Source organism: Galbibacter mesophilus (assembly GCF_023721415.1).
GTDB classification, from domain to species: domain Bacteria; phylum Bacteroidota; class Bacteroidia; order Flavobacteriales; family Flavobacteriaceae; genus Galbibacter; species Galbibacter mesophilus.
Genome location: NZ_JAMQVC010000002.1, coordinates 444,260 through 465,282 on the forward strand (window position 1 = coordinate 444,260; position 21,023 = coordinate 465,282).

The 21,023-nt window shown below is 41.2% G+C and carries 1 protein-coding gene; it reads left to right on the forward strand.

The window, feature by feature from the left end:
• The first annotated feature begins 35 nt into the window (after positions 1–35).
• Complete coding sequence (locus NDQ75_RS08850) at positions 36–21,020, forward strand: DUF7507 domain-containing protein (RefSeq protein ID WP_202027114.1); 20,985 nt, start codon at positions 36–38, stop codon at positions 21,018–21,020.
• The last annotated feature ends 3 nt before the right edge of the window (positions 21,021–21,023 follow it).

Genomic DNA, 21,023 nt, shown 5'->3' on the forward strand with positions numbered 1-21,023 from the left:
AGAGGCTCAGGGTGTACCCTTAGAAAAAAAATTGTATGAGAGGAGTTTTACTTTTAAGTATCCTCCCAAGCCTTCTCGTATGCTTTTTCTTCCCCCAAAAAAGTGATGCAAAAACTATTGAAAGTGATTTGTCTACTTCGGTCAATATTTATATTGATTCTGCTGTAGAGGATGCTCACGTCTTTGATGTTCCCGTAAAATATGATTCAGTATTTCAATTTTTCTCCCACGGAAAACCTGGGTATCTATATATAAACGGTAATTGGTTAAATAAATATGAAATTGCGGAATTCCTAAGAAATAATATACTCTTAGAGCCTGAAGAAATTAAGCACATTAACTTCTACGGATGTGAATTTGCCGAAGGAACGATAGGAAAGGAAGCCGTGGAGTATTTGGAAAATCAACTAAATGTTTCCATAGCTGCTTCTAATGATATTACTGGGAAAAGAGGAGATTGGGATTTAGAAGTTGGAGAAAGTAGAGGTTTTTTGAGCTTTCCAGATTATCCGTTTTCTTTACAAACCGGCCCCAATGACGATTTCGATGGCGATGGTATTGCTAATATAAATGATATAGATGACGATAATGATGGAGTGCCAGATTTAGATGAGCAGTCTTGCGCGCAGCCTTTGTTTGACTTTACAGTACAAAATAATCTTAATGGGGTTACAACTCCTTTATTAACGGAATCGGGAGCCACAGTAACAACCTCGGCATCTGGTAATGTCTTTCCTTTAAATGGTGCGCAAATGGGACCGCAAACCCAATATGGACTTTCCTCTAACGGGGATGTAGTTACACTTAGGTCAAATACGCAAGCTAGTGCTGCGGCTCCCGCAATTGCTACAATGAACTTTTCTCAACCAGTCAGCAATTTTGAATTTACCATTTGGAATATTACCAGAGCTGGAATTATCCCTACGGATGAAAATGTAAGAGTTACCGCATTTTATCAAGGTGTGCAAGTGCCTTTAACATCGCAAACCACTGGAAGTCAAGTTTCATACAATGCAACCACACGGTTTTTCTCCAGTAGTTCAGCAAATACAAATTTGGCCAATTCAACTGCAAGTCTATTTTATCGTTCGCAAATCGATCAATTAGTTTTCGAGTATCATGCTCAAGGAAGAAATACAATAACAGATGCCAATGGAATTAATATTTTCTTTGGTGATGAATCTGGATGTACAGACTTGGACACCGACAACGATGGTAATCCCAACCGCTTAGACCTCGACAGCGACAACGATGGCTGTAGCGATGCTTTTGAAGCAGGAGCTACAACGGACTTAACTACGGATTTTCAGTTTCCCACAACGGGAGTTGGCGTAAACGGACTTCCAAATGTGGTTGAAACTGCACCGGATTCAGGTACAATTAACTATGTATCAACTTACCAAAGTTATGCAGTAAATCCATTTTTTGAAATTTGCAATGACTTTGATAACGATGGTATTGCAGATTTTATAGATATAGATGATGACAACGATGGTGTGCCAGACGTGAAAGAGTGTACCGAATATATTACGGTAGATGCAGATCTACTTAATTTAATGAACAATATTAATTTCACGCCAGGAGAGTCTACTTTATTTACTAATGTTGGGGGCGTAAATGGCTTTGATGTCTTGGTAGAGCCGGAGGGAAATTTCTTTTTCCCACCAGAATTTCAAACGGATGGACAATTCACAAATTTCTTAACCACTTTCAATGGAGCAACCAATTCGTACACTATTTCCTTCGTAGGTTCTGTACTGCCAGGTACTATTTCTATTGTTTCTGAAAGTAATTTATTCAGCAGAAATACTGCAGGTAATAGTATAAACGAGCAGATGGTTATCGAAGTTACAGGGGATGGTCCTATTTTTAGTGAGGCTTTACCTTTTGCAAATGTATGCGGTATAGGGAGCTTTAGGCAACCAAATGTAAATGTGAATGCAACACAAGATGTTCATACTTATATTATGCCAAGACCAGGTTCTGGCGGGTTCAATTCATGCGGATTTCGAAGTGAGTTTGAAGTAGCTTCGGGAGCAACAAGCATTAAAATCACCTATACTTTGCCTTTCGGCCAAGGGGGGGATGCCAATACCGTTAACCCATTTAGAATTGCCTTGGCCATGTGTTATAGCGATACGGATGGGGATGGAATTCAGGATAAATTCGACCTCGATAGCGATGGTGATGGCTGTAGTGATGCTTTAGAGTCTGGAGCAACTACAAATACAACCACCGATTATCAATTTCCAAATATCGATAGTAACGGAGATGGCCTTGTGGATGCCGTTGATACAAATAGTGACGGGCAAGTAGATTATCCTTCAACTTATTTTCAATATGCCTTAGACAATAAAACAGGATACTGCATTGATTCTGATAGTGATGGGATACTTGATATAACGGATTTAGATGATGATAATGACGGTGTTTTGGATGTTCAGGAAAGCTGTTCGGATGGACTTTCTTTAGGCACGCCTTTTACCGATATTTCCCAAGCAAGTGGAATAACTTCCCCAGGAATTTATTTTTTCCGTCTTAATGGAAATGAATTTTCCACATTTGTCGATGAAAATGGATATGTTAAAATAGCAGTTGACTACGGATATGGTGTAGGTACTCTTCCACAAGGAAATTCTATAAATAATCTTGAAAGGGGAATTTTAAACCCTCAAATTTTAGCATCCCTAACAGGGATAGAAGAAGTACGAATTAACGATAGTGGAGGTTTTTTGGATGCTATTACTACTGAAGCAGCCATAATTGATAGATTGGTGAACAACCAAACATTACATATCGGACAGGCCACCAATGGAATTAATAATAATTGGACAGGTTCGAATGCTCAAGTAATTACGGTAAATGCATCCAGTAATACCCCTGTTAATCAAAGAGAATTACACCAAACCATTATTCATACTTCAGGCAATGCTAATGGAATGTTGTGGAAACCAATTACAAATAGTCAAGCCGTTGAAAACTCAAATACGGAGATAGCCTATAATGATTATATGAGCTTATGGGTGAAAGGAGGAAGCCCCGTCTTTGGTGTAGGAAACGGAAATTGTGATATTGATAACGATGGTTTATTAAATCATTTGGATCCCGATGCAGATGGAGACGGCTGCAGTGATGCTATTGAAGCTGGTGCTACCACGAATCTCACACCAGAATTTATTTTTGATATCGCTGGTGGAGCCAGTACTGATGTTAATGGGAATGGTCTTGCTGATGAAGTGGAAGAGGGAACAAGTGGCAATCTAAACTATATTAGTACGTTTACCCAGTTTGGACTTGACGCAAATATTGGCATTTGCTTGGATTTTGATGGGGATGGAATACTGGACTTTATAGATATTGATGATGACAATGACGGAGTTTTAGATAAAGAAGAAGCTTGCCCAGATGGATTAACAAAAGACACCCCTTTTATTAACATAAGCCAGGCGAGGAGTGTTACTGCAGAAGGGATTTATTATTTTGAAATCAATGGAAATGCTTTTTCAACGTTTGTAGATTCTAATGGTTTTATTCAGATAGCTAGAGATTTCGGTAATGGTGTAGGGTCTTTGCCACAAGGTACTTCTTTAAATAGAATTGATAGAGGTATTTTAAATCCGATAACCTTAGCTAGTTTAGAGAATATAGAAGAAGTAAGAATCTCTGATAATGTCGGATTTCTAGACGCTACAACCAATAATCAAGTAATTATAGATCGAGTAAATTCCAATACCACATTTCAAGTAGGAAATAACAATGCAGCAAATGATGATTGGGTTGGAGATAATGCTCAGTGGTTAACTGCAAATGGAACATCCGCTCAGAACCCAACAAATCTAGACGCCCGTGTTTTTCATACCGTTGGTAACGTTAATGGGTTCCATTGGATTCCATCAACAAACTTTCAAAGATATACCTTTAATTCTGGAGAAATACCAGACGATCGCTCATTAATTATATGGGTTAGAGGCCTTGAGTTGAGTACTGCAACCATTGCATGCGATTTGGATGGAGATGGGGTTTTAAACCAGTTCGACCTTGATAGTGATGGTGATGGCTGTTCTGATGCTTTTGAATCTGGGGCAACTACGAACGACAGTCCAGATTTCCAGTTTCCAAGTACAGCTGTTGGCACTAACGGACTTGCGAATACTTTGGAAACAGTAAGTGATTCCGGAGAAATTAATTACACCTCTACCTATTTAGAGTATGGTGTAAATACTTCGATCGATGCTTGTTTAGATACAGATGCCGATGGAATAAGGGATGTGGCCGATTTAGATGATGATAATGACGGTATTTTGGATACCGAAGAATGTACTCCCGTAACTATATCTAGAGCCATAGAAAACATTACCTCTAGTGATAGTCCCAATCAAATAATAGTCACCAATGTTAGAGGTTATGGGTTTGATATCGTGGCGACCTCAACGGGAACATCTGGTTTTCTTAATAATGCTGATGATAATCAGTTTGGTATAGGTGATGCTTCTAACATTAATAGTCCAAGTATTATTTCATCGTCCCTACCAAATGCCCTGCGAAGATCTAATGTTACTTTCGAGTTCTTTGAAACAGGAACGAATAACCCGGTGGTCGTGGATTTTTTCGAACTAACCTTATACGATCTGGACGTTACGGAAACTACGGGTAACTTTTCCGTAGCACCTAACGAAATAATAGAACCACCTGTTGAAAGTAATTATACCATTTCCACAGACCCAATCAATGGAATTTACATAACAACTGGTAATGGAAACGATTTTGACACCAATGGTCCAAATTCATTCTCTAGATTTGGGTTGGTATTCGAGAATATTTCATCCATTTCCTTCACTGCTGAAAGATACATATCAGGTGGTAATTTAGGGGTAGGAATTCAAGATCTTACTGTACTTTCTAGACCTTTAATGTGCGATGAAGACCAAGATGGAATTTTTAATCAAGTAGATTTAGATAGCGATGGGGATGGTTGTAGCGATGCTTTTGAAGGTGATGGAGGTTTTGTAGGAAATGATTTAACCACATCAAACATCGACGGAGGTAATTCTGGGGACGAGTTTAATGGCTACGGAGCACCGGTAGAATTAAATTTGGGAAATGATGTGGATACAAATCCAACGAGTCCAAGTTATGGAGTTCCAATCATTGCTGGTGCTGGTCAAAATATAGGTAATGCCCAAACGTTGGATCCAGACGCTGATAGCGACGGAATAGGGGATACTTGCGATTGTTTTGATAATACGTTAACAGATACCGATGGGGATGGTGTTCCAGATGAAGATGATGTAGATAGCGATAATGATGGTATTTTTGATGCCGTTGAAGGCGATGAAACCGTAGATACCGATAGCGATGGAATTCCTGATTATTTAGATCTAGATAGCGACAATGATGGAATTCCTGATACGATTGAAGCGCTAGGGGATAATTCAATTATTGATTGTAGTTATAGCGATGGTGATGTAATCGATCCCACTACTTTATGTGAAACAGGAGAATCAAGCGCTGGCGAAATAACACCTATTGATACTGATGGCGATACAATACCAGATTATTTAGATTTAGATAGTGATGGCGATACCTGTCCGGATGGTTTAGAGGCCGAATATGCGGAAGTGAATGTAAATACCGTGGATTTTTCTACGGTAACCACCGCAGATGTGGATCCAGATGGACTAGTTACTGCAATTGGTTGTAATCCACCAAGTACCAATGAATGGATTGATAATAGTATTTCGGATGCTTGTTGCGAAATCGATGAAACTACTTTGATAGCAACGCCGTTCGCCCCATCAACTTGTTCACCCGCTAATGATGGATTTATAACTGTTAACGGTGGAAATTTATTACCAAGTACTAATTATTTGGTTTCCTATTTACAAAATGGTGCCGCAGTTACCAATGTTAGTATTCCCACTCAGATTGATGGAAGTTTAACTATAAATGGGTTAATCCCCGCGCAATATGCAGATATCACTATCACTTCGGTTCAGTATCCTACAATTTGTAGCGGAACCGTACCTGTCGTTCTAACAGTAGTTCCCGAATACATTTCCGATTTAAATGCAGTGGTGACATCCACTACGGACGTTACTTGTTTTGGTGAAGCCAATGGCGCTATTAATATTTCTGCAACGGGTGAAAATGGAAATTTTCAATACTCCTGGATTGCTAGTAATGGTGGTGTTGTTCCGGCAGGACAAGAAACTAATGAAGATTTAACAGGACTTGTCGCTGGAAACTATTTTGTAACTATAACCGATCTTGATACCCAATGTGTTGAAACGCTCACAAATATTACCATAAATGAACCGACTGCCGCCGTTTCAGGAACTTTTACACAAACCAATGTTCTTTGTAATGGTGATAATTCCGGAGCTATTAACTTAACGCCTGCTGGAGGGACATCTCCTTATACCTATGCTTGGACAACAACAGATGGCATCATTCCAGTTGGTCAAGAAGATAATCAGGATATTTCCAACCTTACTGCAGGAACGTATTCCGTAGTAATAACCGATGCGAATGGCTGTACCAATCCTACACCTATTTCGGTAACAATAACTGAACCTGCGGCAGTAGTTTCAGGATCAACAACTTCGACTGATGTTTTGTGTAATGGCGATTCCACTGGATCCATAGACCTTACTCCTGCTGGTGGAGTAGCTCCTTACACGTTTGCGTGGAATACTACAAATGGAACTATTCCCGCAGGACAAAATACAAATGAAGATTTAACGGGATTGGTAGCCGGAACCTACACCGTGGTAATAACAGATTCTAATGGATGTACTAATCCAAACGCTATTAGTGTTCAGGTTTCTGAACCTAGCAACCCGATTACATCAACGATTAGCCAAACAAATGTTGCTTGTTTTGGGGATTCAACGGGAGCAATAAATATTACGCCTTCGGGTGGAACTGCTCCTTATACTTTTGCTTGGTCGTCACCTTCCGGAGCAGATATTACAGGTCAGGAAACCAATGAAGACTTAACAGGACTTGCGGCTGGAACCTATTCTGTAACTATTATCGATGCCAATGGTTGTACTTTTACGCCGAATGATATTATAATTACACAACCCGCTGCTCCTGTTTCTGCAACGGTTACCGCAACAGATGTTTTATGTAATGGAGACGCTAGCGGATCTATTGATTTATCACCCACGGGAGGCACGGCGCCTTACACATATCTGTGGACAACTACCAATGGTAACATTCCTAATGGATTGGAAGTAACGGAAGATCCTACTAACCTAACGGCAGGAAGCTATTCGGTAACAATTACGGATGCAAACGGTTGTACAAATCTAAATCCAATTGGTGTTACGATTGCTGAACCAACATCGGTGGTTTCTGGGACTTTAACACCTGTTAATCTTACCTGTAATGGAGATTTCAGTGGATCGATTGATGCTACACCATCAGGAGGAACTGGCGGCTATACTTTTTTATGGACGGCTTCAAATGGAGGTATAATTCCGACCGGACAGGAAACTAATGAAGATTTAAGCGGACTTTCAGCCGGGACTTATTCCGTAGTAATTACCGACGCCAATGGCTGTACCAATCCAATTGCATTAAGCACCACCCTTACCGAACCTGATGTAATTATGCTGACTGAAACGATTTCAGCAAAACAAAATGTTACTTGTATCGATCAAAATATCGGCGCATTTACTGTCGTAGCTGAAGGAGGATCCGAAAGTGGATTTGTTTACGAACTAAACACTGGGGCAAGTAATACCACGGGCGTGTTTACTGGCTTAGCGGCAGGAGATTATACTGTTACGGTTACAGATGATCAAGGTTGTACAGCGCCCAATCCACTTGTTATAACCGTACAAAATTTCTGTATTGAGGCCACCAAAACACAAACTATAGCAGACACCGACGGTAGTGGAACAACCAATCCTAGCGATGTAGTTATATATTCCATTTTGGTCACTAACAATGGTGAAGAAACACTTACAGGTGTTGCCGTGACCGACGTTCTTACAGACGCTTTAGGGAATACATTAAGCTTGGATAGTGGTCCGACTTACGTTGCTGGAAGTGCCACGCTCGGTAGTCCGCAGGGAACGCTACAAGTAAACGAATCTGCAACTTACACAGCTAGCTATACGCTTAGCCAAAGTGATATAGATGCCGGCGGAATTAGTAACTCTGCTACGGCAACTGGAAATGGAATTGATGTTCCCCAAGTTTCGGATGTGTCCGATAACGGAAATGATGCGGATGGAAACACCACAGACGACCCAACGGATTTTGATATTACGGAAGCTCCGGAAATTGAACTAGTAAAACTAGCGGCAGTAAGCGATGAAGACAATAGCAATACCAATAATGCAGGAGATATTGTTACATTCACTTTTACGCTTGAAAATACTGGAAATGTAACCGTTTCTAACCTATTAATTTCTGACGATTTAACAGATGCTGAAGGAAATACGTTAAGTCTGTCAACCCCGATTTCCTTTGTAAGTGCTACCGGAAATGGCACGGCAACGAGTTTGGCTCCGTTGGAAATTGCAACTTATACAGCAACTTATACCCTTACGCAAGCGGATGTAGATGCTGGAGGAATAAGTAATACGGCAACAGCAAGCGGTATTACCGAACAAGGAACCAATGTTTCCGATGTTTCTGATGATGGTGTGGCTGGAAATGGCGACGACAATCCGACCGAAATTTTAATTACCGAAGATCCATCTTTAACGTTGATAAAAACAGCGGGCAATGTAGTGGATTTAGATAGCAGTGGAGACGATACTGCCGGCGACCGAATTACATATACTTTCAGCATAGAAAACACGGGGAATGTAACAATCGATGGATTGGTTTTAACGGATAATTTTCTTCCAGCCTCCACAAATCTAACTTTACCGGATACTTCCATAGCGCCAGGTGAAATCATCAATTTTTCAGCAAATTATATTTTAGTCCAAACAGATATAAATACGGGGAATGTAACCAATTCAGCCACTATTTCAGGGAATGATCCAGATGGTAATGTGGTTACAGATGTTTCTGATAATGGTGATGAAGTCGCTGATGATGACAACGACGGTAATCCTGAAAACGATCCTACTATTGTTGACTTAACAACGATTGCTGAAATTGAATTGGTGAAAATAGGGGTGTTTAATGATGAAAATGGGGATGGTTTTGCCCAACAGGGGGAAACAATTACGTATTCTTTTACGGTTACCAATACTGGAAATATTGCGGTTGAAAATGTAACTGTCGATGATCCCGCGTTAGGAGTTACTGCATTGGCAACAACGCCAACGAATTTACCGATAGGCGTTTCGGGAACCATTCCAGATCAAACGTATACCATTCAACAGGCTGATATCGATGCAGGTTTGTTTTCGAATACGGCAACTGCAACAGGGGAACGCAGTGATGACGGAACGGATGTTAGCGATACATCCGATGATGGGAATCCAACCAACGGTCCAGATAATCCTACGGTTGTTGAATTTGATCAAAATGCCGAATTATCCCTTATTAAACAAGGCGTTTATAGCGACGATAATGGCGACGGACTTGTAAATGTGGGAGATATAATTACATACACATTCACGGTGGAAAATACAGGAAATGTAACCGTTGATAATACTTCTATTGATGATGCCAGAATTGGAATTACCGACGAACCAATTTATACAGATGCCACCGAAACTACAGTAGTTACATCTTTGGCTCCTTCGGAAACAGCTGTTTCTGTAGTGGTTTATACTATCACCTTAGCTGATGTAAACGATGGAAATGTTACCAATACGGCCTTGGCAACAGGTCAAGATCCGGAAGGGGATGATGTTACCGCAACTTCCGATAACGGTACAGGAACGGGAGCAACTATTGTTGATTTACCTAAGAATCCAATTCTCGAGCTTACAAAAACGGCGGTGTTGGCAGACACCAATGGAAGCGGATCAAATGATGCAGGCGATGTTATAACCTATACATTTTCCGTAGAAAATACAGGAAATGTAACTGTTAACACACTCCGCATTAACGACCCAACTTTAGGAATCACGAATCTGGGTGTAATTCCAGCAGCCTTAGCGCCCGGAGCAACAGGAAGTGTTACAAGTGATTACACCATAACCCAAGCAGATGTGAACGCTGGCGGGATTACAAATACAGCCACCGTTGGTGGTTTAGATCCCGACGGAGTAGGCGTAAGCGATGTTTCGGATAACGGTACAGGCGCTGGAGATGATCCTACGGTCACCCCGCTAACAAAAGACCCGAGTATTGAAGTATCAAAGATTCAAAATGTGGTCGATTCCAATGGGGATGGAATTACAGGAGGGCTTTCAGACGTAGTTACCTATACAATTACGGTTACCAATACGGGAAATGTCACACTTACCAATGTTTCCGTAGTCGATATGTTTACAGCTGCAGATGGTACGATTTTAAATTTAGATAGTGGTCCGTCTTTTGTAAGTGCCTCATCCGATAATGTGGAAGGCATTTTGCAACCTTCAGAAATAGCAATCTATACCGCAGCTTATACCATTCAGCAAATTGCAATTGATGGTGGCGGACTAAACAATGAGGTGACAGCCACGGGAGAAGATCCGGAGAATGTTGAGGTAAGCGACACCTTAGATACGCCAACAGTTTTTACCATAACGGAAACACCTTCAGTAGTGGCAATAAAAACAGCTTCCATTAATGACGTAGATAACAGTGGAACAAACAATGCTGGTGATATAATAACGTACACGATAACCGTTGAAAATACAGGGAATGTGACCTTGAATTCAGTGAGTCTAACTGAAACTTTTACGGATGCTGACGGTAATGCATTAACCTTGGATGGCGGCCCAACTTTTGTGAGTGCTTCCGAAGGAAGTTCTGCAGGGAGCTTGCAAGTAGGTGAAATTGCTACATACACGGCTAATTATACGTTAACGCAAGATGATATCAATGTTGGGGGTGTCCTAAATTCTGTTTTAGCAGAAGGAACGAGTCCGGCGGGAACGGTTGTGGATGATATTTCTGATGATGGTGATACCGGAACTGGTGATACCGGAGAAGACCCAACGACAACTGAAATTCCGAAAGATGCAGGGCTAACATTGATAAAAAGAATAACCAACATTGCAGATACAGATGGCAGCGGCGATAATAATATTGGTGATGTTGTAACGTATAATTTTACGATTGAAAATACAGGAAATGTTACGGTGAACGGAATTACCTTAACAGATAACTTCCTGCCAGGAACGACCGATTTAACCGTTACTCCAAATTCTTTAGAGCCTGGAGAAACGGCAACGGTTGTTGCTCAATACGCGCTAACACAAGGCGATGTGGATGCCGGACAAATTACGAATTCGGCTTCTGTGGAGGGAACTGATCCCGATGGAGATATTGTTTCTGATGTTTCCGATGATGGAAATCCAGCAGATTCAGACCTTGATCCAGATACCGACGGAACAAATGATCCAACTTTTTCAAATTTAACTACGGAAGCTACTGTAGAACTTATAAAAACAGCTGTATTTAATGATGAAAACGGAAATAACCGAGCAGATGTAAACGAAACGATTACCTATAGTTTTGAAATAATCAATACAGGAAATATAACGTTAGAGAATATTACTTTAGATGATGTTCCGCTAGGATTAACCGATGTAGCCGTTTCTCCAGCTTCCTTAGGGCCTAATCAGTCGGGTGCAGCACCCAACGCGGATTATGTTATTACCCAAGCAGATATAAATAATGGTTCGGTAAGTAATACGGCTACGGCATTTGGTGATCGTGTGGATGACGGACAAGAGGTTTCTGATATTTCTTCGGATGATAATCCAGCCTCCGGTCCCGATGAACCCACTGTAACTGAATTTAATCAGGAAGGTGAAATTTCATTATTGAAAGAAGGTACTTATGAAGACACAAACAATGATGGAGTTGTAAATGTTGGTGATCAAATAAATTATGAATTTACAGTTACCAATACGGGAAATGTTACTATTACCGGACTTGTAATTCAAGATACAAGAATAGGTATTGCCGCTCCAGGTATAATTCTATTGCCAGCAACATTAAATCCAGGAGCTGTAGGAAGCCAAACGGTTGCTTATAACATTACGCAAGCCGATCTGGATTCAGGAAGTATTTCAAATACAGCTACAGCCATAGGTCAAGAACCCAACGGTGATGATGTAACTGCCATTTCTAACAATAATAATGGAACTGGAGCCACCGTGGTAGGATTGGAGAAAGACTCGGAAATTCAATTGGTGAAAACTTCCGAGATTATCGACTTAAATGGAAGCGGTGTAGATGATATTGGAGATGTCATAGAATACACTTTTACGGTAACCAATGTGGGGAATGTTACCGTAGAAATTATAAGTATTGCTGATGCAACGCTCGGCATTTCCAATTTAGGGATTACGCCATCAACGCTAGCTCCTGGGGAAATTGGTGTGGCAACTGCCAATTATACCATCACCCAAAGTGATTTAGATGCTGGTGAAGTCGTTAACACAGCCACAGCCACGGGAAGCGACCCCGATGGAGATCCTGTTACCGATGAATCTGATGATGATCCTAATGATCCAGGTGATAATCCAACAGTTACTCCGTTAACTGCAGAACCATCGATTGAAGTGTTAAAAACGCAATCGGTAGCCGATACTAATTCCGATGGAACTTCTGGCAACGTTGATGACTTAATTACGTATACCATTTCCGTAGAAAACACAGGGAATGTAAGTCTGAGTAATGTTATATTAACCGATACTTTTACAGATGCTCTAGGCAATACACTTTCGCTGAATAGCGGACCAACTTTTGTAAATAGTTCTAATGGAAGTTTAGCAGGAAATTTACAGCCTACGGAAATTGCTACGTATACAGCAAACTACACGATTACACAGGCAGCGGTAAATGCGGGAGGAGTAAGCAATACCGTTTTAGTTATCGCTTCTCCGCCAACCGGTGCTGATATTTCAGATGTATCTGACGATGGAATAGCAGCCAATGGAAATGACAATCCAACGGAATTCAATATTACCGAAAATCCTTCGATTGAAGTGGTTAAAACGGGAATTATTTCAGATGAAGATAATAGCAATACCGATAATGCTGGAGATATAATTAATTATGAAATTACGATAGAAAATACTGGGAATGTTACTATTACTGGAATTGTTCTAACAGATGTTTTAACGGATTTGGACGCTGCTGTGCTTGCTCTCTCAACAGGTCCAACTTTTGATGATTCATCTTTAAATAGCAGTGAGGGAACATTGCTTCCGGGAGAAACTGCCACATATCTTGCCACTTTTCTATTAACACAAAGTGAAATAGATGCAGGTGGCGTAATTAACAGCGCAACTGCTGAAGGAACAACCGCGCAGGGAACAACGGTTAATGATGATTCGGATGATGGCAATCCAACCAATGGAACGGATACACCAACGACAACGCAAATAACGAAGTCTGCGGAACTAACGCTTATAAAAACATCGGATGCTTTTGAGGTTATAGCGCCAACTAATGATGGAAATTATCAGGCTGGAGATCAAATTAACTATTCCTTTAGTATCGAAAATACTGGGAATTTAACGGTAAGCGGATTAACACTGGTGGATGTCGGACTTGGAGCAACTGCAGGGGATTTGGTGGTTACTCCAGCAGCGATTTCTCCAGGCGATTTTGCATTAGTAACGTATACCTATACCTTAACTCAAGATGATATCGATTTAGGTCAGGTGGAAAATACCGCTACTGTTTCGGGAACTGATCCTGATGGGGTTTCAGTAAGTGACGTTTCCGATAATGGCGATGCCAATGCTGATACAAATTTTGATGGAAACCCAGAAAATGACCCTACGATTACGCTAATTCCTTCCGAAGCGGAAATAGAATTGGTGAAAATAGCTACGGTTAATGATGGAGGAGATGGAAGAGTAGATGCTGGCGACGGAATAAGTTATGAGTTTACCGTAACGAATACGGGAGCACTTACGCTGGATAATATTTTACTGAATGATGCAATGCTGGGGATTATTGATTTTACGGTGCCTTTGACCATCCCAACTGGATTGGCTCCAGGAGACAGCGAGACTTTTACCGATGCTTCTTTCAATTATACTATTACGCAAGATGATATTGATAGCGGCTCTTTTGAAAACCAAGCAACAGTCACAGCAGATGATCCTTCAGATAATGAGGTCAGTGATTTATCAGATAACGGAAACAATTTAGATGGACCCAACAATCCAACAATTGTCAACTTTACTCAAGAACCAGATTTATCCCTTGATAAAACAGGAGTGTATTCTGATGATAATTTGGATGGGGTTGTAAATTCTGGAGACATAATTACTTATACCTTCACAGTTGAAAACACTGGAAACGTAACGCTGGATAATCTTCAATTAACAGATGATTTCTTACCCGTTGGAATCGATTTAACCCTTTTAGATACGGAATTAGCCCCGATGCAGCAAACCATTTTATCAGTAGACTATACCATAACACAAGCAGATATGGATGCTGGGGGCGTAACCAATGAAGCTGAGGTAGCGGGAACAGACCCGAATGATGATGCTGTAACAGCCTCTGATGATCACTTTGAAGAATTATTAAAAGCACCTTCGCTTGAGCTTTTAAAAACTTCAGTGGTAGTAGACACTAACGGAAACGGAATTGATGATGTTGGGGATACGGTAGAATACTCATTTACAGTTACTAATACAGGAAATGTTTCTGTAGAAGTTCTAACCATTGGTGATGCAACACTCGGTATTTCCAATCTAGGTGTTAATCCATCCAACTTGTCGCCGGGAGGTGTGGGGACAGCTACAGCAAGCTACACTATTACCCAAGCTGATATCGACGCTGGCCAAGTTATTAATACAGCAGTGGTTAGTGGCTCTGATCCAGATGGTGATAGCGTAACCGATAATTCTGATGGCGACCCTGGCTCACCAGGAGATCAACCAACAACGACGCCATTTACTCAGGCTCCAGAAATCGAGGTTACGAAAACACAGCAAATTGCAGATACCAATAGTGATGGTGTTACGGGTGGGATAGACGATGTAATTACCTACACCATTACGGTAGTCAATACTGGAAACGTTACGTTGAATAGCCTAAGTTTGGTAGATACTTTTGTAGACGGTAATAACCAGCTGCTTACTTTAACTACTGCGCCTACATTTGTTGCTGCTGCATCCGACATTGCTTCGGAAACAGATCCGCTGCCACCGGGGAATATTGCGGTTTATACTGCCAATTACACCATTGCCCAAGAAGCGATTGATGCCGCAGGAGTAAGTAATAGTGTAGAAGCTTCAGGAACAGCTCCAGATACCAGTATAGTTTCTGATATCTCCGACAATGGTATCGATACCGATGGAAATACTGAAGACGATTCAACTGATTTTGAAATTCCTGAAAATCCGGATATCGAGGTTGTTAAGATAGCTTCTGTTGCCGATTCGGATGGAAGCGGAACTACTAATGCAGGCGATATAATTACGTACACAATTTCAGTAGAAAACACTGGGAATGTGACTCTTAATTCTGTTTCTTTAACGGATACTTTCTTAAATGCAGTGGACGCTGTTTTGGTCTTGGATAATGGTCCGACATTTGTTAGCGCCTCCAATGGCAGTTCTGAAGGTGATTTACTGCCGAATGAAATCGCTACGTATACAGCTGATTACACCTTAACGCAAGACGATATTGATGTTGGAGGGGTTAAAAATAGTGTTTTGGGAGAAGGGTTAAGTCCGATTAACACTGCAGTTAGCGATGTTTCCGACAACGGAAATGATGCCGATGGCAATACTGAAGACGATGCTACGGAAACGTCTATTGATGAAGATCCTTCCATTGAAGTGGAAAAATTACTTACACCTATTGTAAACCCTGTTGCTGGTGATGTAATCACATTTACCATTAACGCAACCAATACAGGAAATGTGACTCTGAATTCAATTACTTTGGAAGATACATTTACGGATGCTAGGGGAGAAGATTTAACACTCGATGCCCTAACTTTCAGCAGCTCGACTTCAGGAAGTTTAGAGGGCATTTTACAAATAAATGAAATTGCTACCTATATTGCTACTTATACCCTTACACAAACAGATATTGATGCAGGCGGAGTAACCAACAGTGTTTTAGCAACAGGAACCAGCATTCAAAATACCGAAGTGTCAGACGTTTCTGATGATGGTGACGACGCCGATGGAAACACGACGAACGACAAAACAAACTTAGTTATTCCAGAAAGTCCTAACATTGTGGCTTTGAAACAAGCGGTGGTTAACCAAAATGACGGAAATGGAACCGTGGATGTAGGCGATGAGGTGGCATATACCATTACTATTACGAACACTGGAAATGTCACGTTACGAAATTTAGTGCTGGAAGATGTGTTATCAGATTTTAACGGAAATTTGTTAACATTGAATACTCCTCCAATTTTTAATGCAACAGCTTCCACAAATACTACGGAAGGCATTATTGCCCCTTCGGAAAGTTCGGTTTATAATGCTAGTTACATCATTCAGCAAAGCGATGTAGATGCTGGCGGTATTTCAAATAGTGCAACAGTTACGACCTTGAGTCCGAATAATATTGTTACTGAAGATGTTTCTGATGACGGAAATCCAGCCGATACCGATCCAGATGGAGACCCTGAAAATGATCCAACGGAGACAGAAATTATTGCAGACCCATCCATTAAATTGGTTAAAGCAGGTGTTGAAAATGATGAAGATGGTGATAACTGTACCGATGTTGGCGAAACCATTACATATACTTTTACGGTAACCAATGATGGAAATGTATCCTTGTCTACCATTAATTTAACAGATAATTTATCTGGACTGGGACCTATAAATTTTGTTTCAGGAGATACAGATTCCGATTCGGTGCTGGATGTTACCGAGACTTGGGTGTACAATGCCAACTATACCATTCAACAAGCAGATTTGGATTTAGGATCCATAGCGAACAATGCGCTGGTTTCTGGAATTTCCCCTGCTGGAAATACTGTTGACGATATTTCAGGAACAGCTACCACCAACGATACCGCAACAACTATCGATTTCTGTTTGAATCCGGAAATTACTTTTGTGAAGACTTCAGTTACCAATGATGGTGGCGATGGAAGAATGGATGCAGGAGATACAATTGAATATACTTTTACGGTAACTAATACCGGAAATGTTACTGTTGACAATATTTTAATTGACGATCCGCAAATAGGCATTACAAACCTTAGTCTTGTGCCTTCGAGTTTAGCTTCTGGAGAAACAGGAACTGTAACCGCCGTTTATACGATTACACAAAACAACTTAAATACTGGAAGCGTTACTAATGAAGCCATCGCCACGGGTCAAGATCCAGATGGAGATGATGTTACAGATACTTCTGATGATGGAAATGGTGTTGATGATAATGGAGATGGTGACCCAGAAGACCCTACAGTTACACCATTGCCAAGTGATCCAGAACTTACTTTTGTAAAATCTTCAGTAACGAATGATGGCGGGGATGGAAGGATGGATGTTGGAGATACTATTGAATATACCTTTACGGTAACAAATACTGGAAATGTTACGGTTAGCGGAATTACTATTGAAGATGTACAATTAGGAGTAAGCAATTTGTCGATTTTACCTTCCAACTTAGCTCCTGGAAGTACGGGAATTGCGACGCGTGTATATCAAATTACGCAGGCGGATATTGATGCAGGAAGTGTTAGCAACAGTGCAATTGCTACAGGAACAGCCCCAGATGGCGATCCTGTTGAAGATACTTCGGATACAGACGACCCAACTGATCCTGATCCCGACGGACCAACAGTTACGCCATTGCCAAGCGATCCAGAACTTACTTTTGTGAAGTCAGCGGTAACAAATGACGGCGGAGATGGAAGATTGGACGCTGGCGACACCATTGAATATACGTTTACGGTAACCAATTCTGGAAATGTTTCAGTGAACGGAATTACAATTGATGATTCAATTATTGGAGTTAGCGGACAACCAATAATTCCCAATGATTTAAGTGCTGGTGAAACCGGAACAGCGACCGCTGTTTACACTATTACACAAGCAGACATCGATGCAGGAAGTATTAGCAACAGTGCGATTGCTACAGGAACAGCCCCAGATGGTGATCCCGTTGAAGATACTTCAGACACCAACGACCCAACCGATCCCGACCCCAACGGACCGACAATTACGCCATTGCCAAGCGACCCCGAGCTTACTTTTGTGAAGTCAGCGGTAACAAATGACGGCGGAGATGGAAGAATGGACATTGGCGACACCATTGAATATACGTTTGCGGTTACAAACACTGGAAATGTTTCAGTGAACGGAATTACAATTGATGATTCAATTATTGGAGTTAGCGGACAGCCAATAATCCCCAATGATTTAAGTGCTGATGAAACCGGAACAGCGACCGCTGTTTACACCGTTACACAAGCGGATATTGATGTGGGAAGTGTTAGTAACAGTGCGATTGCTACAGGAACAGCTCCCGATGGCGATTCCGTTGAAGATACTTCGGATACCGACGACCCAACCGATCCCGATCCCGACGGGCCAACAGTTACGCCATTGCCAAGTGACCCAGAACTTACGTTTGTGAAATCTTCGGTAACAAATGACGGTGGTGACGGAAGAATGGACGCTGGCGATACCATTGAATATACGTTTACGGTCACCAATACTGGAAATGTTACAGTTAGCGGAATTACAATTGATGATTCAATTATTGGGCTTAGCGGACAACCAATAGTCCCCAGCAATTTAAGCGCTGGTGAAACCGGAACAGCGACCGCTGTTTACACTATTACGCAAGCAGACATCGATGCGGGAAGTATAAGTAACAGTGCAGTTGCTATAGGTATATCCCCAGATGGCGATCCTGTTGAAGATACTTCGGATACCAACGACCCAACCGATCCCGATCCGGACGGACCGACAGTTACGCCATTAAGTCCACAAAGTAATTTGGCTTTGGAAAAAACGGGTATTTTTAATGATGAGAATGGAAACGGATTTACGGATATTGGAGAAACAATAACTTATAATTTTACCATTGAAAACACGGGAAATACAACCGTTGAAAATATAACCATTACAGACGTTTTAGTCCCTGTTCAGGGCGGACCAATAAGCTTGGCGCCAGGTGAACTTGATACCGCAAGTTTTACAGCTACCTATGTGGTTTCGGAGGCCGATATAAGCGCAGGTCTTGTTACTAATTCAGCTATTGCTGAAGGACAGGATCCTAACGGAAATTCCATAATTGATACTTCAGACGACCCTTCTAATCCTACAGATCAAGATGAGGATGGCGATGGTGACCCAGAAGATCCTACGGAAACCATTATTCCTCCACGTGGTGATGCTTCTTTGGAAGCCACAAAAGTAGCTACTGTTAATGACGTGGATGGAAACGGATTTACAACCGTTGGAGATATTATTAATTATTCAATTACTGTAGAAAATACTGGGGAAATCAGTCTGTCAGGTATTATTTTAGACGATGTCATTACCGATGGGGATGGCACACCGCTTCAGTTAACATTTGGGCCTTCATTTGTGGGCGCAACTATGAATTCTTCCGAAGGAAATCTTCAAGCCACAGAAATAGCCACTTATTCGGCAAGTTATATTATCACGGAAGAAGATGCGATTACGGGAACCATCCAAAATTCAGTTACCGTGTCTGCGCAGGATACCAACGGAAATACCATAAGTGACGTTTCCGATGATGGCGACGATACCGATGGAAATACCGAAGATGATGCTACGGAAGTTGAAGTAATTTCTATAGATCCAGCTCCGCCCGTAAGTGGTGTTGAGGTTACAAAAACAGCTATTTTCACGGATGACGGCGATGGTAGGCCGAGCCAAGGTGATATTATTGATTATACCGTGACAATTGAAAATATCGGTGAAACTTTATTGGATGGACTACAATTATTAGATGTAATAGAAAATGGAAATGGGGACGCTCTAAATTTAACGGTTCCATTGACTTTCAGTAATGCTAGTTTAGGGTCTTCCGAAGGAACTTTGCTGGCAGGAGAAACTGCCACCTACTTGGCAAGTTATACCGTTTCCCAGAATGATGTTAACTCTAATAGCATAAGTAATTATGTTGTAGCGGAAGCTGAAAATCCAGATGGCGATTCTGTTACAGATCGTTCTGATGATGGCGATGACACCGATGGAAATATCGATGATGATCCAACAGAAGTAATTTTTGGAGCTCAATCGTCCATAAGTCTTATGAAAGAAGTGGTATTCAATGATGAAAATGGTGATGGATTAGCAGAAGAAGGGGAAACGCTTAGTTATTCCTTTACGGTTAGAAATACAGGCGATGTAGATCTTTTTGACGTTACTTTAACAGATGATCTTCCAGGAGTAACGTTAAATGGAAATCCAATCGATATGTTGCCTGTGGGATCAGAGAACAGTGCTAATTATTCGGCAACCTATACGCTTACCGAAACAGATGTTGAAAACGCTTTTGTAGAAAACCAAGCCTTGGTAACTGCTATAGATACGGAAGGTAGAACGGTGAGCGATTTATCCGACGACCCAATAAATCCGACTGACAATGACCAAGATGGTGATGGAGAACCGGATGATGTGACCACAATCGATATTGAACCTAGAACAGATTGTCAAGTTATAGTTTATGACATTATAAGCCCAGACGGTGACGGTATTGCTGATGAGCTCACCATCGATGGATTGGATTGCTACCCAGAAAACACTTTGGAGATTTACAATCGTTGGGGGATTAGGGTTTTCCGCACAGAGGGTTACAATACCACAGGCGAGAAATTTAGAGGCTTCTCCGATGGACGTGTTACAATTCAGCGAAATAAAATGTTGCCAACAGGAACTTATTACTATGTACTAAACTATGTGAACGATAGCGGAGTAACCATTAGAAAAGCCGGACCGATATTCGTAATTACCGATTAAGAT